Below are 19,642 nucleotides of genomic sequence, written 5' to 3'. Positions count from 1 at the left end.
ACCTTCACGCACGCCGAGCCAGTTTGACGCGCCCGGGGTTTTGCCCCTGTTACGAAGTATGGCGTCCCCTAGGGGAGGTTTCGCCGACGGAGGCCCAAGAGATTGATCGTCTTGGTTATTAGGACGCCAGATCTTGTGGATCGGCGTGTGTCACGACTGTATGCCACGTTGCTGCCTGCGGCAAGCGCATCATGGCGTCTACGATGCCATGGCAGGCGGTGAGGATAGCGAGGGTGGCCCGGCCGATGCTGCCACTCATAGCGCTGGGGGCTCGGTGAGGCGGACGTTGGGTAGACGCTATGAAGATCGCCGCAGCCTAGCTGGTTTGGGTAGTTCCTTCTGGTGGTATTGATATACAATCTGGCGATAATACCGCACTCTGTTCTCTCGCCATTCGATCTAACCCATGCTGGCACCTACCGCTGAACCTGTCACAAACTTCCGCTCGCCATCCATAGATGGCTTGACCCGCGTCCTGTCCGCGCTGGCGGCACAGGGCCAGCTGGCCAACGGCGCGGTGGCGCGTGCGCAGGCGGCGGGTGGCCGGGTGGACCGCCGGCTGGTGGATTTGGGTCTGGTGTCGGAAGAGCATATGGCGGGGGCGTACGCCCAGGCCCTGGGCCTGGCGCTGTGGCCGGCCGACCATTTGCCCGAGGCGCCGGTGATGATGGAAACGGCCAACCTGTCCTTCCTGAAGACCAAGCTGATGCTGCCCCTGACCGCGGGCGGCGCCCCTGGCGACGGCACCCAGGCCGTGTTCGCCGTGGCCGACCCACTGGATAGCCAGGCGTTGAAGGCCGCCGCTTTCCTGGCCGGCCGCCCGGTGCGGCCCGTGATCATGACCGGAACCGCCATCGCCGCGGCCCTGGACCGGCTGGATGAGGCCGCACCCGCCGCCGCCAACCAGTACGAGATACCCGACCTGCTGGAGGGCGACGCCGAGCGCCTGCGGGACCTGGCCAGCGAGGGGCCGGTGGTGCGCCTGGTGGGCAACGCCATCCAGGCGGCGCTGGCCGCCGGCGCCACCGACATCCATGTCGAGCCCATGGCCGACCGCCTGGTCGTCCGCCACCGCGTCGACGGCATCCTGCGCGAGGCCGAGGTGCTGCCCCGGCGCGTGGCCGCCGGCTTCATCACCCGCGTCAAGGTCATGGCCGGCCTGGACATCGGCGAGCGGCGCCTGCCCCAGGACGGCCGCATCCGCCAGACCCTGCAGGGCCGCGAGATCGACTTCCGCGTCTCCACCACCCCGACCGTGCATGGCGAGGATGTGGTGATGCGCATCCTGGACCAGCAGACCGCCGGCGGCCGGCTGGACAGCCTGGGCCTGCCGGCCTGGGTGGCGGACCCGCTGGCGGCCGAGCTGGACCGCCCCCACGGCATCGTGCTGGTGACAGGGCCCACCGGCAGCGGCAAGACCACCACCCTCTACGCCGGCCTGCGCGGCATGGACGCCGCCCGCCGCAAGATCCTGACCGTCGAGGATCCGGTGGAATATTTGCTGGACGGCATCAACCAGACCCAGGTGAAGCCGGGCATCGGCCTGACCTTCGCCCACGCCCTGCGCAGCTTCCTGCGCCAGGACCCCGACGTCATCCTGGTGGGCGAAATGCGCGATGGCGAGACCACCAAGGTGGCGGTGCAGGCGGCCCTGACCGGCCACCTGGTGCTGTCCACCCTGCACACCAACGACGCCGCCGGCGCGGTGCCGCGCCTGATGGATATGGGGGTGGACCCCTATTTGCTGGCCTCCACCCTCAACGGCGTGCTGGCCCAGCGCCTGGTGCGCACCCTGTGCCCCCACTGCCGCCAGCCCCAGGCCCTGTCGGCCGAGGCGGCGGCGTCACTGGGCTTGCCGGCGCGCCCGACGACGGTCTATCGCGCCGTGGGCTGCCCCGCCTGCAACGGCACGGGCTATCGCGGCCGCTGCGCCATCGCCGAGTGGCTGCCCATCAACGACCATGTGCGGGCTTTGATCCGCCAGGGGGCGTCGTCGGCTGAGATCGAGGCGGCGGCGGTGGCGACCGGCGGCATGGTGCCCCTGTACCAGGACGGCCTGCAGCGGGTGTTGGACGGCGTCACCACCCCTGAGGAAATCCTGCGCGTCACCAAGGCGGACTGACCCAGTGCCCCGATACATGTACAGCGCCGTGTCCATGGAAGGCCGCCGCAGCCGCGGCGGGCTGGACGCCGACAGCGAGGCGGCGGCCATAGACCAGTTGTTGCAGCGAGGCCTGCGGCCCATCTCGGTCGAGACGGAGGGTGTCTCCCGATGGTGGCGCCGCGCACCTGGGTTGATGCGGGCGGAGCGCCTGTCCTTCATCCGCGACCTGGCTAACCTGGTCTCCGCCGGTATCGCGCTGGAACCGGCGCTGGGCCTGGTCGCTGACCAGATGGAACGGCCAGCAGCCGGCACCCTGGTGGCGGATCTGCGGCAGCGTGTGCGGGCGGGCGAGAACCTCGCCCGCGCCTTGGAACGCTATCCCAAGGTTTTCCCGCTGGAATTCGTCGGGCTGGTTGGGGCTGGGGAGCAGAGTGGCTCCTTGGCCGCGGCGCTGGAGCACCTGGCGGTGCTGGAGGCGGATCGCGCCCAGTTCCGGCAGCGCCTGATCAGCGCCATGATCTATCCGGCCCTGATCGCGCTGCTGACCTTGGCCGCCCTGGCCTTGATGACCGGCTACGTCCTGCCGCAGTTCCAGGACCTGTTCGCCGGCAGCAAGGCCAAGCTGCCCACGGCGACGCTCGCCGTCCTCTCCGTCGGCGACTTTATGGGACATTACGGGCCCGGTGTGCTGGCCGTCGTGGCTATCGCGTTGCTGGGGTTGCTCCGCCTCTATCGGCGGGCCGAGGTTCGGTTGCGCATCGATCGTATAGCGCTGGTTGCCACTGGTCCCTTCGGCCGCCTGCTGCGTGACGCCCAATTGACGCTTTACACCCGCACGCTGGCCAGCTTGCTGGCCGGGGGCGTGCCGCTGGCGTCCGCCTTGGCGACGGCGGGCGGATGCATGGCGAACCGGGCCCTGGCGGATGCCGCGGACCGGGTACGCATCGCTGTGCGGGGTGGGCAGGGGTTGAGCCGGGCGTTCGGGAATGAACCGCTTTTCCCGACGCGGCTGGTCAGACTTATTGCCCTTGCGGAGCAGACGGCCAGCCTGCCACAAGCTCTGCTGGATTTGTCCAAGGCGTTGGAGCGCGAGAGGACGGCGTCGCTGGACCGCGCGCTCTCCCTGCTGACGCCGACCTTGACCCTTATTCTTGGCGGAATGGTGGGTACGATTTTCGCCGCCCTCATATCGGGAATCATGAGCCTCAATGACATTGCCATCTAAGAAAACGACGCGGCGTCCAGCGGCGGACGGCCAACAGGGCTTCACCCTGGTGGAGGTTCTGGTGGTGCTGGTGATCATCGGCCTGCTGGGCCTGCTGGTGGCGCCCAACCTCGTATCCCGTCTGGGCAAGGCCAAGGGGGAGGCGGCGCAGGCGCAGATCAATACCCTGGTCTCCGCCGTCGACCTGTTCTACGTCGACATGGGCCGCTATCCCACCAACGATGAGGGGCTGGAGGCTTTGGTGACGGCGCCGGCCGGCGACGCCAACTGGCGTGGTCCCTACCTGCGCAAGCGCCAGGCCCTGATCGATCCCTGGGGCAATGCCTATCGCTACAAGGTGCCCGGCCAACACGGCGCCTACGATCTTTATTCCTGGGGCAGCGACAACAAGGAGGGCGGCGAGGGCGATGCCCGCGACGTCACGAACTGGTAGGCATGCGCGACGCCGGTTTCACATTGGTGGAACTGCTGGTGGTCCTTGCGATCATCGGCTTGGCCGGGAGCGTGCTCTCCCTCGGGCTGCAACAGCGCTTGCCCGGCCTGCGCCTCAACGCGGCGGTCTCCGCCCTTGAGGAGGAACTGCGCAACCGCCAGTCCGACGCCCTCGTTTCCCGGCGCGAGACGGAGTTCTCCCTCAAGGATCTGACGGAGGGGGCCCGCAGCGTCCGTCTGCGCCGCATCGCGGCGGTGGAAGTGCGCGTCGTGGGAGGGGATCCAGCCTTTCCCGAGGCTATCCGTTTCCTGCCAGGCGGCTGGTCCAAGGGAGGACGGCTTCTGCTGCGGGACGCCGGGCAGGAAAAGACCGTCCTGGTGGACTGGCCTCTGGGCACCGTGCATGAGGAGCGCCAGCCGTGAAAGGGATGCGGGGCTTCACCCTGCTGGAGATGCTGGTGGCGCTGACCATTTTCAGCCTGGTCACGGCCATGCTGGCGCATAACGCCTGGTCGGGTGTCTGGGCCGCCCGGCAGGCCTGGAGCGAGACCGTCGCCCTGCGGCTGGCGCAATCGGTGGCGACCGCGGGTGGCGCCCTGCCCCTGGGCGCGGACGGCAGCATGGCCAAGGCCGATCCCGCCATCACAGGCCTGCCGTTCTTGCTCAAGGACAACCGTGCCCTTGGAGAGGGCGGAGCGACGTATCGGGTGGAGGTGGCGACGCCCAGCGGCCAGACCTTGGCCGTGTCCACAAAACGTGTGCCGGGAGAAAGGACGCCATGAACGCGACCCTTTCCCAGAGTGCGGGGCAGCGGGGAATGACCCTGGTTGAGGCCTTGGTGGTGCTGGCGCTGTTGGGCCTGTTGGCCCTGGCAGGCGTCGAGCTGTTGCCCCTAATGAGTCGGATGTCGGACCGGAGCGGATCGTTGCAAAGGGGGGCGGCTGCCTTGGAGCGCGTCCACGATTTCACCCGCGCCGTTGTGCAGAACGCCCTGCCCGTCGCCGATCTCGGCGCAGTGGGGGCCGAAGTGATGCCCTTGTCCGCTGACGCCACCCATCTGGAACTGCTGACCACCCTGCCGCCGGGGTTGGGGCGCGGCGGCCTCTATCGGGTGACCATGACGGTGGAGGGGGCTGCGGATCACCAGGCGTTGCATCTGCATGTGGCGGGGCTGCGACCCGATGCGCCTGCCGCGACCGATGGCACGTTGGTGGAGGATGCATCCCAAATCGCCTGGTCTTACTTTGATCGGCGGCAGGACAGCTGGTCGGCCCGATGGACGCGCAAGGACGCGCTGCCCGACCTGGTACGGTTGGATGTGAAGACGGCCGGCGCTGGCTGGTGGCCACCCATGATCGCGGCACCGATGCTCGGGGGCGGCGTTTTCTGCGAATTCGACACCATCGCCAATGTCTGCCGGCGGAGCGCGTCATGAAACACGGACGCGCCCTGGTGTTGACCGCCGGCATGATCGATGGTTTGGCGGAGGCTGTCGCCGCGGCATTGCCGCGGCCGATGGCGCGATACCTGGGGCTGTCGCCGCAACCGGTGCAACTGGCGCCGGGGGGAATGAGCGTGGTGGGGCGGGCGGGACATGGACCGCTCACCCTGTTGCTGGACAGCCAGGATGTCTACACGGTCGATCTGCCCATTCCGCGCGGGATCGGCATCGACCCCTGGAAACAGGCGGCTATGCTGGCGCACCGATACATGCCCCTGAAGCCTGAGTTGCTGGCTTGGGATCTGGTCACGGTCCGCGAGGGCAATGACGTCATCGCCCGTATATCCATGGTTCGGCGGAGTGTGCTGGCGGCGGCCTTGCACGCGGGCGGGCGCATCGCGTCCGTGACGACGGCCGGTCCCGGCCCGCAGCCGCAATTCCTGCGCTTGGATGTGATGCGGTTGCGTCGGCGTCTGGGTCGCATGCTGGCGCTTTTGACTGTGGCGGCTGTGGTTCTGCCGCTTCCGCCCTTGCTGGCCGCCTGGACGCTGGACCAGCAGACCGCGCATATGGAGCAGAAGCTCAAAACCCTGGCGGACGAGGTCAAAGCCGTGCGCCAACTGCGGGAAAGGGCGGAGGTGTTGGACGCGGTGCTGAGCCGTGACAGCGACGCCTTGGTTCAGCCATCCCGCCGCCAGCTGCTGGATGAGGTCGCACGGGCCTTGCCCGACGACGCCTGGCTGCAGGAGCTATCCCTGCATGGCGGGGAAATGGTCCTGCAGGTCCGCGCGGCCGACCCTCAGGCGGTTCTCACCCGCTTCCAGGAAGTTCCCCTCTTCTCCAGGGCCCATTTCCTGGCGCCGCCCGGGCCCAACGGAGCCGCTTTCGGTCTGGTCCTTCCCATAAGCGGGGATTCCTCCGCGGTGGGGACGAGGGGAGAGGCGCGATGAAAGTGATGCTTCAATTGCGGTCGGGGTTCGTCCTGGTCCTGGTTCTGGTATTGGGCGCCGCCACCCTTTACGCGCTGACGCCGCCGTTGATGGAGCGCGTGACCGCCGCCATGGAGCGGCGCCAGGCCCGGTCCGTTCAGCTGGCCCTGGCCCGGGGAACTGCGGCCCAGCGGGAGGAACTGATGCGGCGGACCGCACAGCTGGAACGCGTGGTGGATGAGGGGACTCTCTTCCAAAAGGGCGCTACCGTCGCCGGGACGCAAACGGCCATACGCACGGCGGTCCAGCCAACCGGCGCCACCCTGCGCAGTCTCGACACCGCAACGGAAGCCATCGGTCCACACCGCCAGCGGCTGACCAGCCGCCTCGTCATCGACGGGACGCCTGAGGCCGTCCAGAACGCGCTGACCCAGCTTGAAGCGGCCCGCCCGCGACTATTGCTACGGGACATGCGCCTTCGCCCCCCGGTCCCCGCGACGCCTGACGACTCTGCGGCCTTGAGCATGGAATTGGAAATCGACGCTTATGCCGACCTTACCCCACCTTGACCGCGCGGCCCTGGTGCTGGCGGGCGTTGGCGCGGCGACGGGTGTCGCCCTGGCGCTGGTGGGCGTCTTGTCCGCGGCTGGGCCGACGGCCGTGGCGGTGCCGGCGTTGCCACCAGCCAGCGCCGTGCCCGCGCCAGCTGTGGCTCAGCCCATGGCGGACATGGGCGAAGCTGTCCGCCGCCCCCTTTTCGCTGAAGGCCGCCGGCCACCTCCGCCGAAGCCAGTGCAGCCGCCCCCGTCCACTCTGGTCCAGCCCCCCGATCTGCAGGTCGTCGGCATCATCGCCGGGACCAGCAGCGGGGTGGCGACCGGCACGGACAAGCGCGCGCAAAAACCCTTCCGTCTCAGGACGGGCGACGCGCTGGGGGAATGGCAAGTCGAGGCCATCACCCGGACCAGTCTTCGCCTGCGCCATGCCGACCAGGTGCAGGACTATCCCCTTGTCACCCCGCCCCCTCTCGCGCCGTCACCGCACCCCAGGTAAAGCAACGTTATGATTCCCAGATTCCTCTCGTTTTCGCTCTTGGCCGGCGTAGCGCTGGCCGGCTGCTCCAGCGCACCTGAGAAGGCGGGCACCGGCATACCCCTGCCGTCGGCTCCCGCCACGCCAAAAGCCGGCCCGGACACCACCTTGTTCACGGCGCCGGCATCGACGGCGCCCCGCCAGCCGGCCCAGACCTTCAGCGGCACCGGGGAGTTCGTCCGGCCAGGGGGCGCGGTGCGCGGTCTGGGCGGCGGCGAGGGCGAACCCATCGACGTGAACTTCGTCAACGCCGATGTTCGCGCCGTCCTGGACGCTGTCCTGGGTGGCATGCTGAACCTAAACTACACGATCGACCCCAAGGTCCAGGGGCAGGTCACCATCCGCACCACGCGACCTCTGCCCCGCGCCCAGGCCTTGGCCGCGATCGATACCGTCCTGCGGGCCCAAGGTTTCGCCATCATCGCCGGGGATGGCTTCTACCAGGTGGTGCCCGTTTCCGAGGCGGCCGCCCAGGCGCCCTTCCAGCGGCTGTCCGCTGCCGAGCAGGCGGCTGGCTTCAGCACGGCCATCGTGCCGGTACGCTTCATTTCCACGGCTGACATCGACAAGATCGTCCGGCCGCTGACCCGGCCCGGCCTGATCCAGATGGTGGACGCCAACCGCAACATCTTTATCGTTAGCGGCACCGCCCGGGAAATCGAGTCATTCACCCAGCTGGTCGCCAGTTTCGACGTCGATTGGCTGGCCGGCCTATCGTTCTCGCTGTTCACGCTCCAGTCGGTGGAGCCGGCCAAGCTTGAGACGGAACTGCGCCAGGTGCTGCAGCTTAACGCTGGGCCACTGCAGGGCATGGTGGAGTTCGTGCCGCTGCCGCGCCTGAACGCGCTGCTGGTCGCGGCCAAGCGGCCGGAGTTCCTGGCCACGATCGGATCGTGGGTGGAGAGGCTGGACCATACCTCCACGGACGGGGGCCGCATGGTGCATTACTATGAGGTGCAGAACGGATCCGCGGCGGAACTGGCGGCCTCCCTTAACCGCCTGATGGGCCGAGGCGGCGGTTCTTCATCCTCTTCGGACAGAAGTGGCGAAAGCGCTCGTTCATCAAGCCGGACGACCGCGGCAAGCGCGACGAACAATTCCTCGCTGACGGGCGGAGGTCTTGGCGGCACTTCCGCCGGTGGTAGCGGCTTTGGCAGCAATTCCTCAGGCTTTGGCTCCAGCGGCGCGCTGAGCACCAGCCCGGTCAGTCCAGTGCCATCCCCGGCATCGGCGGGTTTCGGCAGTTCGGACGGCGGAGGGGAGGGGGAAGCGATCCCAGAGTTGAAAGGCGCCAAGGTCGTGGCCGATGAGCGGCGCAACGCCCTGCTGATCTACGGCACGGCCAGCCAGTACGCCATGCTGGAGCAGGCGTTGACGCGGCTGGATTCCCCCCGGGAACAGGTGCTGATCGAGGCCACGATCGCCGAGGTCACCCTCAACAACGACCTCAATTTCGGCGTGCAGTGGTTCCTGGACCGGGGCAGCAGCACCGCCGGCTACGGCACGGCCGCCAAGCTGGGCGCCAGCTACCCCAACTTCAACTACACCTTCCTGACGCCCAATACCCAGGTGGTGCTGAACGCGCTGTCCAGTGTGACGGATGTGCAGGTCCTGTCCGCCCCCCGGCTGCTGGTGCTGAACAACGAGACGGCCCGGCTGCAGGTGGGTGACGAGGTGCCGGTGGTGGTACAGCAGGCGACCAGCACGCTGACCAGCGACAGCGCCGTCGTGAACTCCATCCAGTACCAGAACACGGGCGTGATCCTGGAGGTGACGCCCCGCATCAACCACAGCGGGGCCGTGGTGCTGGACGTGAACCAGGAGGTCAGCAGCGTGGCGACCACGACCACCTCGGGCATCGACAGCCCCACCATCCAGCAGCGCAAGATCAGCAGCATCGTCAACATTCAGGACGGGGAGACGGTGGCCCTGGGCGGTCTGATCAGCGACACCTCCAGCAAGTCCGGCAGTGGTATCCCTTACCTCAGCGAGATCCCGGTGGTGGGCAAGCTGTTCGGCAGTGATAAGAACAGTCATGGCCGGACTGAGCTGTTGGTCTTTCTGCGGCCGGTGATCGTGCGCAACGTGATCCAGGCCCGGGAGGTGACGGATGCCCTGAAGGCCCGCATGAACCAGCTGGAAGCGCTCGCGGGGGCGAATGGTACCGCCCCGCGCTGATCTTGAGGGGGACCGTTGGGCGGGGCAGCGCGGCTATGCCCTGTTGCTGACGCTGTTCCTGCTGGCCATCGCCACGGCGGTGGGGGCCGTTGTCGTCGGCAACGGGGTGGCCGCGCGCCGGCTCACGCGGTCGGCGTCGGTGGCGCTGGGTGGAGAGGAGCGGGCTGCCCTGGCCACGTGGCAGGTGCTGGATGGCGTCGCCGCGTCCGGCAGGGCGCCGTCCTCTTCCCAGGGCGGTTCGGTTGCCGTCGAGGGCAAGATGGTGGGCGTCACGGTGATGTCGGAGGTGGGGCGCATCGACCTGAACGGCCTCTCCCGCAAGGACCTGGCGGAGGCGATACACGGGCTGGGCTTCCCCGAGCGCCAGGCGGTGGAAGCGGCGGACGCCATTGCCCAGTGGCGGGGCATGGATCCGCCCGGCGCCGATGGCAAGAACCTGAGGATGAACGGCCGTACGGCCCTTTGGTCACTCGATGATCTGGATACCGTGCCCGGTCTGGATGGCGGGGTCCGGGCTTGCCTCCAGGTTTGGGGAACCGTCCATGCGCGGGCGCCGTTTCGGGGAAAAGCCGCCTTGGAAGGGCAGGCGTTCGCCACGACGGGTTTTGGCGGAGGCGGCGGACTGATCGCCGGCACCATGCTGCGGGTTCTTGCCACCGACACCGCTACCGGGGGTGCTTTTCGGACCATCGCGCTATATCGCGGCACGCCGGCGCGACAGCCCGGAGCGCGGACCATTACGCCGGCGCCATGGTTGGTTCTGGAATGGATGCGCCCTGTGGTCGAGCGGCCCAGTTGCCCTTACTGATGCAGCTAAGATCAGGAATCTGTCAGTGTGGGGAATAATTCTATCGCTATACCAAATATCAAGGGCGTTTCAGGTTCAGAAAATCAAAAGAGCAATTGCTGCTGTTTCCGTATAATTTAACCGTCATGCCGGTTGATACCGCAGTCAGAAAAGTTGAGTATGCAGCGGCGACGTTGGCGTTTTGGGACGCTTGGTCAGGGCCCCTTGCGTACCAATATAGCCATGTGTAGGCCTTGCATGGCCCGATGTCGGTATCTAATTGAAACGTCACGTATCCCGGCATGTAGGTGGGTTCAACCACAACCACCTTGGCTTCGCCTTGGATGTCGAAGGCCAGTGCAGTGGGCGAAATTAGCAGTTCCGCGACGAGGGCGACTACCGCAATTCTAGCTGTTATTTTATCTGCGATCATTTCAGATCTTCCGCCTGACGATTCTATTTGCAGACCGAAGCCACTATGGCATTTGAATAAATATTAATCAAATTCAAAAGGAAATCATTCCGGCCTGTTAAAACTGCCCCACTTAAACGGTGGCTCCGCCCGTCTTTGGCCCATATAAAAATATGGGTGTATGCGTCATGGCTGCGGACAGTATGGCGGAGTACATCGCTTTCCCGGAATCCGTATTGAGGGAAATCCAATAGGCTTGGCAGCACCCCAGCCAGGTACTGTCAAAATCCGAAATGTTCCTTAGCTAGACATTTTCATCTGCGTTTACGGCGTATTTTAACGCCCAAAAGGGGATCTCAAATCGCAGGAAAGCCGAGATCAAGCCCCGCTTTCCTGCAAATCCAATTATTGACCCAGCACGAAAACCGCAGCTCATCAGAGGCTTGGGGGATTATTCATAGGCGACTAATTTTCAAATTGTGTCAGCCCCACAATGGCCTTAACGTTATCTGACAATTCTAACATTATGTTGGCGACTAAATGACTATCTCAAAAGTTGTGGCGATTTCATTCTTAGGAATTCTCTTCGCTGGTGTCCTGTCGCCGATGCCAGCGCAGGCTGGCTGGTCTGACTACGGCTATATCCTGGACGTCAACGTTGTGAACAATGGCGTGTACATTTTTAGGTCGGATGGAGCGAGGAACTCGGCCCCCGGCTGCGCGACCTTCAACGCCCGCTATGCCGTTAATGCAGCCAACCCAGGCGGGCAGGCGCTGATGAGCGCCCTCACCACAGCCTTTGCCCTTCACCTGAAGGTGCAGGTTTTCGGGCTGGGTACGTGCAATACCTGGGGGGATTCTGAAGATGTCCAATACATCATCTATCAGAATCCCTGACTTTCGAACCTGAGCCATTCAGGACAAATCAGTGACGGCCCGGTAGCTTTCTCACCGGGCCATCCTCCTGTCGAAGCCCAAGCCCCGTCCCCCAAGGGGCGCACTCCATCGGGGTGGTGAATTATCCAGGCTAGATCAGCGCTGCCAGCCGCTCCTCGCCTATGCGCTGACGCCAGCGGGTCAGGGAGGAGCGGTCGGGGGGCCATGCGGCGTAGGCCGTAGGTCGCCAACGGCTTGGTGATTTTTCACAGGAGATTATAAAATATTCACGTCGAAGAGACGTGCATGTACGCCATTGACGTTGCTAATCCTGGCGGCATTCATGGCACTCATTTTTTGTAATAAATATCCTGCTCATGGCAGCAGATAAATGGACTGTAGGCGCGAGCCCTGGCCTTGGCAGCCGGTAACATTGGAGACTTCAACTTTCACAAGCTTTTGGGTGGTCATTGCGGTCATAGCAATACTCAACATCCCCGGGCCAGCGGGAGTGTCCAGCGGTATGGTGAACGTGCCGGTGCCGCATAGATCTGGATTGTTAATATAGAGCAATGCGAATGAGTACTGGCCGTTGTCGTAAACCCGAACCAAGGTCACATTTGCCGGTGTTCCTGTTGGTTCTGCAAAAGATGGCCCGGATATCATCGAAGCGACCACTGCAACGCATGCTGCGATACGGTCGCATACTTTCTTTAGCATTTGTTGGCCCGCCATAGATTGTTCTTTGCCCGCATGGACTATAAGGAATGTATTTTTTTCGTCAATCAATGACTTGTTGCGTTAAAAGATTTAAGTAGAAGTTGCGCTCCGTGCAGCAATTTGCATTGAGATATCCAGCTTAGCCGACTATTGCGCCATGGGCGCGGTAGTCGTGTTGTTCACCAGGGTTTGGGAAGAGGTAAGACGAATCCACCCAGCAAAGGCAGCACAATCACCGGGCTGCCGACTGCACTGCCTACGGTGGGTTCTGTCGTGCCTGTCGCAGACACGGTAGTGCGGTTTCCCGCAGCATCATAGCTGTACTGTATTGTGGCGCCATTCGATGCGGTGCTTTTGATCACCCGGCCCAGCGCATCGTATGTATAGGTGATGGAGCCGGCGCTGGCGGGTATGGCCAGACAGGAAAGGGCGAAAACAAACGCATATGTATGCAAGAGGCGGAAGGGGGCGATTTGCTGCTTTTCAATACGCTTCATTGTGGGGCCTTTGATCTCAATATTGAGCGCGTCAAGTTTAAAATACTTCACGGAACTGTGCGAAGGATGTATGGACGCGCGTGTGATCCCTATCAGTATGCCTCCCTTAGATATGGCCACATCCACGGAGGCACCGTCAATCGAATATCAAGTGTCGTGAGATGTTCTCGTCGCCATTGAAAAGATGCGGCTTTGCAGGCTATCGTGCATCATAGGGGTAAGCTGAAAGGCTTACGCGGCCCTCGGGGTCGTTTTGGGGCGGGTCGCGGAGCATGTAAGGTTTACGCGATAATTTTATCCATGCTTTGAATTAAAACAAGACAAAGAAAATAACGTGGGGCGTTGATGTTTAAGAAATTGTCGCTCGTGTCCAAGGTCTTAATTTCCGCTATTGCGGGGATTTCTTTAATATCACTTCCATCCCGAGCTGACCCTTTGCCTTCCGTCAAGATCGGTACGGCGGCCTTGCTGTCGCCTTCGGTGGCCGAGGGGTATTACGGTTCAAATACCGGCTGGACGAACAGTCTTGGTGTCGGCACGCGGCCCAACGAGCTTGTCGAGCTGGCGCTTGCGCTGCGTAACGATCCGGACCTGATCTACGATTACGTCCGCAACAACATTGACACCACCTTCCTCTACGGCCTGCAGAAGGGGGCCATGGGCGCCTTGGTGGATCGGGCTGGCACACCCTTCGATCAAGCGGCGCTGATGATCGAGTTGCTGCGCCAGTCGGGCTATACCGCCAATTATCAGGCGGGGACCATCACCCTGAATGGACAGCAGTTCTATGATTGGACGGGCATCACCAACGCCAATGCCGCTTGCCAATTGCTGTCCAGCGGCGGCATCCCGGCCGCGATCAATGGTGGCGTGAACGCCGATTGCAACTATGGTGGCGCGTCCGTCACCTCCGTGCAGATGGCCCACGTGTGGGTCTCCGCCAATGTGGCCGGCGGAACCTATCTGTTCGATCCCAGCTATAAAGCCTACTCCTGGAAGTCCGGTATCGACGTGGCCGGGGCGGCGGCCATGCAGCCCGGGCAGTTGCTATCCCAGACGACAACCGGCGGCGCGGGCACGCCGTTTGAGACCGGGTCGGCGAATGGCGTCCCCTATGTTCGCCAGCTTTATAGTGGTGCTCTCAGCTTATTCATGAAGGCTTATGCTCAGAATCTGCTGAATACCGTCAACACCATGCCGGGCGCGCACATTCAGGATGTGGTCGGCGGCGGAATCATCGTGCGCCAGGAAGGGCCGGTGCGGCAGACCTCGCTGCCCTACGGGGCGACAGCTACCCATACTTGGACCTTCAATGTTCCCGACCAATACCGCACCAGCCTGCGGGTGCAGATTTCCAGGCCAGTCGCCAACATGGCGAGCGGTACGCTCAGTACCGTCACGATGGCCGACGTAACCCTGTTCGTGGACGAGATCTATGGCCGCAAGCTGATCTATGACACCAATTTCACCGGACCTGGCACCAATGTGGACAGTCTCAATAACTTCACGGGCACGCTGAAGCTGGTGGATGAGTTCGGTACCGCCCAGGTGTTGGCGACCAGCACCTCAACCGACGACAAGATTGCGTACCGCCAGGACGCCACCATCAGTTTGACAGCCAATCATCCTTACGCCGCCGCGGCCGATGGCAGCAGCAACGCCTACGGCACTTACATGGATGCGGTGGTCACTCGCCCAGTTAAGGTCCTGACGCCCTTCACCATCGTCCATGCCTGGGGCGATGTCAGCAGCAAAGGCATACTCGACAAATGGGGTTCCCGCCCGGATAAGTCCGTGCCCACTGTGCCCCGCTTCGGATGCGACGCGTGTGGCAACGAATTTTTCACCAGCGCCGGTGATGGTGTGCGTGAGCAACTAGCCGCCACTTGGGTCGTGCAGTCGGCCAAGGCGGCTTCTCTGCATGCGGCCATCGCCAAGTCCGTCTATGGCCATCATCATTCCCTCGGCGTGGTCGCCGCGGACAACCAAATCAACGTCGTCGACAACGACAAACAGTCGAGCACCAACCAGCTATACTATTCAATCTCCGACAATTTCGACCGTATTGATGTCGAATCAGGTATTAGCTTGACCAGCAGGACGGCGGATGCCCCGCGCCGCCGCGCCGGTCTGCATGCCATCGCCGCGACGCTGGAGTCGCTGGAATCGGCCGCCGTGGCCCAGGTGTCGGACCTGCCGGATACCAGTTCCACGGCCACCCGCTTCTCCTGGGGCAACGCGCCGCCCGCAGACGGGGAGGATCCGTCCAATGTTGGCGGCCGCCGCTTCTATTATTATGACAACACCAATGGCAGTCAGTCCTTGGCCCTGGCCAAGGTGGAGGGCCAGGCGGTATCAGCCTATGCCAGCAGCACCGGCCAGCACGGTGCCTATAATGTCGTCATCGGAAGTGCCGAGGCCAGTCAACGTGCTAACGCCTTGTCCACAGCCATCGTCAATTACACCAATGCTGGCTTCAAGGTCGTGGGTTCTGAGGAGGCCTTCCTCGGGCCGGGCGGCCGCGCCGGTGCGTTCGTGCCCCAGGTCACCGGCAACACCACGACTTACATCCATCGCCCCAGCGAGCAGCGTGGCGGCGCCCTGGTGGCGACCCGTTACAACGGCAATGGCGACCCGGTGGAGATCGCCCACATCCTGGTGGGGCCGACGACCAATTCCAAGGGCGGCGGCGGCGGCGTCCAGGCTGAGCACCAGGCGCAGTATGATCCCTCGCAGGCGGCCGACGTGCTGAAGGCGCGCTTCGTCGATCGTTCCAAGGCCATGGGTGTGGATCTCAAGTCCGGTGGGCTGTCTTATACCGTTCCCGTCAACCTGACGGTGGGCAGCGGCAAGTTTCCTTACCAGCTAAGTGCGCAAGTGATCTGGCGCGGCGGTGAGAAGACGCCCACCCTTTTCGGACCGACCGTCCATACCCAGCCGCAGGCGCCGTGGACCACCAATTGGAACAACATGGCCTCCATCTCCTCCAGCGCGCTAGAGATGATGCAGGATGGCGACCTTCGCGCGGCAGCCACCACAATCAGCGCCTTTGCCGCCATGCAGGACGTTTATACGGCCAGCCCCAGCGCACAGCGCGAGGTAGCCGGCCCCTTGGCCGCCGCTTGGTGGCTCAGCCAAATGACCGGCAATGTCGTCACCACCAATGTGGGAACCAGCACCCAGCAGTTCGTGCACCTGATCGACGGCAATTGGGTCAGCCCTGGCGCGGGTGCTGCTGCTACCGCCGCCGTGATCGGCAATCGCGTGGCCTATCGCAACACCGACTGCCTGAACGTCACCGCACAATCGACCCAACCGCAGACGCGCGGCTGGGACAGCACCGGCATGTCGATCCGGGTGACCGGTCCGCAAGCCGATACCCAAATATTCAACCAGTGGAACTTCCTCTACAGGGGGGACGAGGCCACCTGCGCCAGCATGAAGGGATTTCGGCTGGAGAAATGGACCTTCCCGCAAGGGGTGACCATCAACCTGACTTACGACAACGGGTCAGGCAGCCGCGGCGTGCCGGAACTGCTGTCGGTGTCCAACAACCTGGGCCGTCAGATCAACTTCACCAACAGCGGCGATACCGGTTTCAATAATAATTTGTCGGGTGGTGATTTCCGCCAAGTCACCATCGTGCGAGGCGCCACTGACGGCACCGGTACGGTGACGGTCACCGGTACAAACTGGGACGTCTATAAAATAAACGCCCGATATGCGGGCAATCGCTATCTTCTGGACCAGGTTTATTACCCAGCAACGCCCAACACGCCCTTCCTGCAATACGATTATGATACGCTGCAGCGGGTGGTGTGGGTCATGGATGCGGAAAATCTGCAGGTCGGGGACCGTGGATGGTGGGGTTTCCGCATCGCCAACGGCATTCGCGGCTTTCGGACGGATCCCGTCGGCGGCCGGTACGAGGTGATGTACGACACCTACGGCATGCCCTTCCGCTATACTGACGAGGTGGGGCGGACGACGACTGCCTTATATGACGGCCGCGGCCGCGTGACGGAGTACGACTATCCCGCCGGCGGCAAGCAGACCTTCGCCTATGACGCGCGCAACAACACCACCGACATGTGGCGGGTGGCGCGTCCCGGCTCATCCCTGGGCACGACGCATGTACATGTCGATTGGCACCCGAACTTCGCCAAGCCCATGCACATCGTGGATGCTAGAGGCAACGCCACGGACTTGAACTACGACGGGAACACCAGCGTGCTGTCGAACATGTACGGCGCGCCCATCGCGGATTCGACCAACGGCATCACCACGTCGACGACGCGCCCCACCACATCTTTCTGGTACGACACCCTGGGCCGCATGACGCGGACCCAGAACGCCACGGGGATGTTGACGGATTTCAGCTATGACGGCGTGAATGGCAGCCCGACGCAGGAGATCGTGGATTCCGGCGCCGCGCGCATCACCTCGACCTTCGGCTATGACGCCCAGGGCCAGGCGACCACGGTGACCGACCCCCGGGGCAAGACCGCCACCACCACCTATGATGCCAACGGCCGCCCCATCTCGGTGGATTTGCCGGAGGGTGCGCGGACGGAATGGTCCTATAACGCCAATGGCTGGGTGCTGTACGAGCGTCAGGCGAAGGACGCTGGACATACCCAGTGGTCGACGGTCTCCACCACCTACACGGCGACAGGCCAGAAGGCGACGGTTACGGATCCGGCGGGGCAGGTGACGACCTACGGCTATGACGCGGCTGACCGCTTGGTGCGGACGGCAGACCCGCTGGGCCGTGTCAGCGTGACGGACTATGACGCCGCGGGTCAGAAGGTACGGGAGCACCGCGCGGTTGGTACGGCGGTGGAGCAGGTGTCCGCCGCTTACACCTATGACGCCGATGGCCTGGTATCGACGATCACGGACCCTCGCGGCAATGTGCTGAGCTACGTCTATGATGGGTTCGGGCGGGTGGCGTGGCTGGTCTATCCGGACAACGCGGCGGACGGGTATGATTACGACGCGAACGACAACCAGACGGCCCTGCACCTGCGGGACGGGACCGGGGCGACGATGAGCTATGATGCGGCCAACCGGCTGGTGACGGTGGCGCGGGCTAACCTGCCGACGGTGACGCTGGGGTATGACCTGATTGGCCGCCTGCGCCAGCAGACGACGTCGGATGGCTCGTCGGGCCGGTCGCTGGGGTATGATGGCGCGAACCATCTGATGACGGCGACGACCTATGTGCCGCGTCCGGGGGCGGGGCCTGTCGGCCTGACGATGCAATTCGGGTATGACGCGGCGGGGAACCGGACATCGGCACGGTGGCCGGACGGGTCGACGGTGACATGGAGTTATGACGGCCTGGCGCGGGTAACCGGGGTGAGCGAGGGAGGCTTCACGTGGATCGGGTATGGCTATGACACGTTGAGCCGGAAGACAGGGACGTGGCGCGGTTATCAAGGGGCCGCGGTGATGACGAACAGCTACGGTTACGACAACGCCAGTCGCCTGACCTTCCTGGGGGCCGGTTGGAATGGGGGCGGGGCGAACTACAGCTACGGCTATGACGTCGTCGGCCAATTGATCACCACGGCTGTCGATAACGACGCCTTCCTGTCGACGGTAGGGGCATCGCAAAACTACGGCACGGCCAACTCCATCAATGGCTACCCCAGTGTGAACAATAACAACTACACCTACGACGGCCGGGGCAACCTGACCGCGGCGGGTAGTCTGACGACCATGGCTTACGACAGCCGCAACATGCTGACGCGCTTCCAGCAAGGGGCGACGGTACAGACCATGGGGTATTATCCCGAGGGCGGGCGGGCCTGGAAGCAGATCAACGGCGTGACGACGCTGACGTTCGAGGCGCTGGGGGTGGAGTGGGGCGATTACGACGTCAACGGTAACCTGCTGCGGCGCTATGTGCGGTCTACCGCCACGGGTGAAGCCGGTGGCGGCGACGTGGTGGGCATGGTGGATGGCGGTGGCAACCGCTCGCTGGTGGTGCACGACCGCCAGGGCAGCGTGATCGCCGTGCTGAACACAGCCGGCCAAGCCATCAGTACATACTCCTACAACGAATTTGGCCAGAGTGCCCAGGACGGGCAGACGGGGTCGCCGTATCGCTACGCCGGCATGCGGTATGACGAGATCGGGCTGTATGTGACGCCCAACCGCACTTACGTGCCGGGGATAGGCCGCTGGTTGCAGATGGACCCGGCGGGGATTGCCGATGGGCTGAATCAGTATGCTTATGTAGGGAACGCCCCATTAGGACTGGTTGATCCTACGGGACTAGCGGGTAGCTGCACGGGGTCCAACATTCGGGGGTCAGATGGGGACTGTGGAGACGGAGGCACTAGGGCAGCCGGTGTGTCGGTGCAGTCCTGGGGTGACACCCGCTCACAGGCTGAGATTAGAGCTGGAAACACCTTCGCTCCTGTTCTGACACAGGCGTCAGGCCAGCAACTGACCCAGAAGGCGGATGGACCTCACAAGGGATGGGGAGCGACCAAAAACGCTATGAGTCAGCCTGGTAAACTGAATTTATTTAACGAAGACCAGGCGGAGTATTCTTATTTCAGAAATGTTCCAGCTCAAGACGGCAGCTTTATTGTGGGTATTCATGGCTCTTCCCGGAGGGTCATGAGTCAGCGTGGAACTTACTACTCGGCTGATGAGGCGGCGGCTGTAATCCGAGATGGTGGATTCAAGCCAGGAAATGGCATCAAAATTATTTTGTATGCATGTGAAACTGGCAAAGGAGGGGCGACCAGTTTTGCTCAGAACCTTGCAAATTCTCTAGGTGTTACAGTAGAGGCTCCCTCAGAGAACGGTTGGATATTGTGGAGTGGTGGATATATAGTCTCGCATAATTCATATGGAGCTGCGCAAATGGAGGCGGATTTTAAGCGGGGCGTGAATACGCATCTCGATATCTTTCAACCGCAATCTAAGTAGT

The 19,642-nt window shown here is 63.4% G+C and carries 16 protein-coding genes; 13 read left to right on the top strand and 3 right to left on the bottom strand.

Annotated elements, in window-relative coordinates:
• Positions 1-463: 463 nt before the first annotated feature.
• The 11 genes from Y958_RS26150 to Y958_RS26100 are packed head-to-tail and all read left to right on the top strand — an operon-like array spanning position 464 to position 10,209.
• On the top strand, positions 464-2,122 hold the full coding sequence (locus Y958_RS26150) for a GspE/PulE family protein (RefSeq protein WP_186291501.1): 1,659 nt from the start codon (positions 464-466) through the stop codon (positions 2,120-2,122).
• Positions 2,123-2,126: 4 nt separating this feature from the next.
• The gene (locus tag Y958_RS26145) at positions 2,127-3,329 is read left to right on the top strand and encodes a type II secretion system F family protein (protein WP_145727855.1); all 1,203 of its coding nucleotides are present in this window, start codon (positions 2,127-2,129) and stop codon (positions 3,327-3,329) included.
• A complete protein-coding gene (gene gspG, locus Y958_RS26140) occupies positions 3,313-3,762 on the top strand; it encodes a type II secretion system major pseudopilin GspG (RefSeq protein ID WP_088874800.1) in 450 nt (149 codons plus the stop codon). Before Y958_RS26145 ends, gspG begins: the two co-directional genes overlap by 17 nt.
• 2 nt (positions 3,763-3,764) lie before the next feature.
• A complete protein-coding gene (locus Y958_RS26135) occupies positions 3,765-4,184 on the top strand; it encodes a prepilin-type N-terminal cleavage/methylation domain-containing protein (protein ID WP_088874799.1) in 420 nt (139 codons plus the stop codon).
• A 5-nt stretch (positions 4,185-4,189) separates the two neighbouring features.
• Entirely contained in the window at positions 4,190-4,543 is a 354-nt protein-coding gene (locus tag Y958_RS26130) for a type II secretion system protein (protein WP_088874798.1), read from the top strand.
• On the top strand, positions 4,540-5,196 hold the full coding sequence (locus Y958_RS26125) for a prepilin-type N-terminal cleavage/methylation domain-containing protein (protein WP_088874797.1): 657 nt from the start codon (positions 4,540-4,542) through the stop codon (positions 5,194-5,196). Before Y958_RS26130 ends, Y958_RS26125 begins: the two co-directional genes overlap by 4 nt.
• Positions 5,193-6,152: a PilN domain-containing protein gene (locus tag Y958_RS26120; protein ID WP_145727853.1), complete on the top strand. Its 960-nt coding sequence runs from the start codon at positions 5,193-5,195 to the stop codon at positions 6,150-6,152. Before Y958_RS26125 ends, Y958_RS26120 begins: the two co-directional genes overlap by 4 nt.
• Positions 6,149-6,700 (top strand): GspMb/PilO family protein, encoded by a 552-nt coding sequence (locus Y958_RS26115; protein WP_088874795.1) that lies wholly within the window; start codon positions 6,149-6,151, stop codon positions 6,698-6,700. The genes Y958_RS26120 and Y958_RS26115 overlap by 4 nt, the downstream gene beginning before the upstream one ends.
• Positions 6,678-7,184, top strand: a complete 507-nt coding sequence (locus tag Y958_RS26110; RefSeq protein WP_088874794.1) for a hypothetical protein — start codon at positions 6,678-6,680, stop codon at positions 7,182-7,184. Before Y958_RS26115 ends, Y958_RS26110 begins: the two co-directional genes overlap by 23 nt.
• 9 nt (positions 7,185-7,193) lie before the next feature.
• Positions 7,194-9,401 (top strand): type II secretion system secretin GspD, encoded by a 2,208-nt coding sequence (gspD, locus tag Y958_RS26105; protein WP_088874793.1) that lies wholly within the window; start codon positions 7,194-7,196, stop codon positions 9,399-9,401.
• Positions 9,402-9,444: 43 nt separating this feature from the next.
• Positions 9,445-10,209, top strand: a complete 765-nt coding sequence (locus Y958_RS26100; protein ID WP_145727852.1) for a hypothetical protein — start codon at positions 9,445-9,447, stop codon at positions 10,207-10,209.
• Between the two features lie 58 nt (positions 10,210-10,267).
• On the opposite strand, the gene Y958_RS31635 is transcribed toward Y958_RS26100, so the two are convergent.
• Positions 10,268-10,621, bottom strand: coding sequence for a hypothetical protein (locus tag Y958_RS31635; RefSeq protein ID WP_145727851.1), 354 nt, complete (start codon positions 10,619-10,621; stop codon positions 10,268-10,270).
• 519 nt (positions 10,622-11,140) lie between these two features.
• Between Y958_RS31635 and Y958_RS26095 the strand changes: the two genes are divergently transcribed.
• On the top strand, positions 11,141-11,497 hold the full coding sequence (locus tag Y958_RS26095; RefSeq protein WP_088874791.1) for a hypothetical protein: 357 nt from the start codon (positions 11,141-11,143) through the stop codon (positions 11,495-11,497).
• Between the two features lie 354 nt (positions 11,498-11,851).
• Here the strand turns inward: Y958_RS26095 and Y958_RS31630 are convergent, their stop codons facing one another.
• On the bottom strand, positions 11,852-12,265 hold the full coding sequence (locus Y958_RS31630) for a hypothetical protein (RefSeq protein ID WP_145727850.1): 414 nt from the start codon (positions 12,263-12,265) through the stop codon (positions 11,852-11,854).
• Positions 12,266-12,375: 110 nt separating this feature from the next.
• Positions 12,376-12,693 carry an RHS repeat domain-containing protein gene (locus Y958_RS26090; RefSeq protein WP_088874790.1) on the bottom strand — a complete coding sequence of 106 codons (318 nt, stop codon included), beginning with the start codon at positions 12,691-12,693 and terminating at the stop codon, positions 12,376-12,378.
• 345 nt (positions 12,694-13,038) lie between these two features.
• Between Y958_RS26090 and Y958_RS26085 the strand changes: the two genes are divergently transcribed.
• Positions 13,039-19,641, top strand: coding sequence for an RHS repeat-associated core domain-containing protein (locus tag Y958_RS26085; RefSeq protein ID WP_088874789.1), 6,603 nt, complete (start codon positions 13,039-13,041; stop codon positions 19,639-19,641).
• Position 19,642 lies beyond the last annotated feature (1 nt).

Origin of the sequence: Nitrospirillum viridazoti CBAmc, from assembly GCF_000730165.1 — a bacterium.
GTDB lineage: Bacteria > Pseudomonadota > Alphaproteobacteria > Azospirillales > Azospirillaceae > Nitrospirillum > Nitrospirillum viridazoti.
The sequence above is the reverse complement of the archived record's forward strand: the minus strand, read 5'-3'. Positions and strand labels throughout refer to the sequence as shown.

Excerpts from the sequence above, each read along its gene's own strand:
- Y958_RS26085 (WP_088874789.1), top strand. The coding sequence starts at position 13,039 with ATGTTTAAGAAATTGTCGCTCGTGTCCAAGGTCTTAATTTCCGCTATT.
- Y958_RS26130 (WP_088874798.1), top strand. The coding sequence starts at position 4,190 with ATGCGGGGCTTCACCCTGCTGGAGATGCTGGTGGCGCTGACCATTTTC.
- Y958_RS26090 (WP_088874790.1), bottom strand. The coding sequence starts at position 12,693 with ATGAAGCGTATTGAAAAGCAGCAAATCGCCCCCTTCCGCCTCTTGCAT.
- Y958_RS26120 (WP_145727853.1), top strand. The coding sequence starts at position 5,193 with ATGAAACACGGACGCGCCCTGGTGTTGACCGCCGGCATGATCGATGGT.
- Y958_RS26115 (WP_088874795.1), top strand. The coding sequence starts at position 6,149 with ATGAAAGTGATGCTTCAATTGCGGTCGGGGTTCGTCCTGGTCCTGGTT.
- Y958_RS26135 (WP_088874799.1), top strand. The coding sequence starts at position 3,765 with ATGCGCGACGCCGGTTTCACATTGGTGGAACTGCTGGTGGTCCTTGCG.
- gspD (WP_088874793.1), top strand. The coding sequence starts at position 7,194 with ATGATTCCCAGATTCCTCTCGTTTTCGCTCTTGGCCGGCGTAGCGCTG.
- Y958_RS26095 (WP_088874791.1), top strand. The coding sequence starts at position 11,141 with ATGACTATCTCAAAAGTTGTGGCGATTTCATTCTTAGGAATTCTCTTC.
- gspG (WP_088874800.1), top strand. The coding sequence starts at position 3,313 with ATGACATTGCCATCTAAGAAAACGACGCGGCGTCCAGCGGCGGACGGC.
- Y958_RS31635 (WP_145727851.1), bottom strand. The coding sequence starts at position 10,621 with ATGATCGCAGATAAAATAACAGCTAGAATTGCGGTAGTCGCCCTCGTC.
- Y958_RS26110 (WP_088874794.1), top strand. The coding sequence starts at position 6,678 with ATGCCGACCTTACCCCACCTTGACCGCGCGGCCCTGGTGCTGGCGGGC.
- Y958_RS26125 (WP_088874797.1), top strand. The coding sequence starts at position 4,540 with ATGAACGCGACCCTTTCCCAGAGTGCGGGGCAGCGGGGAATGACCCTG.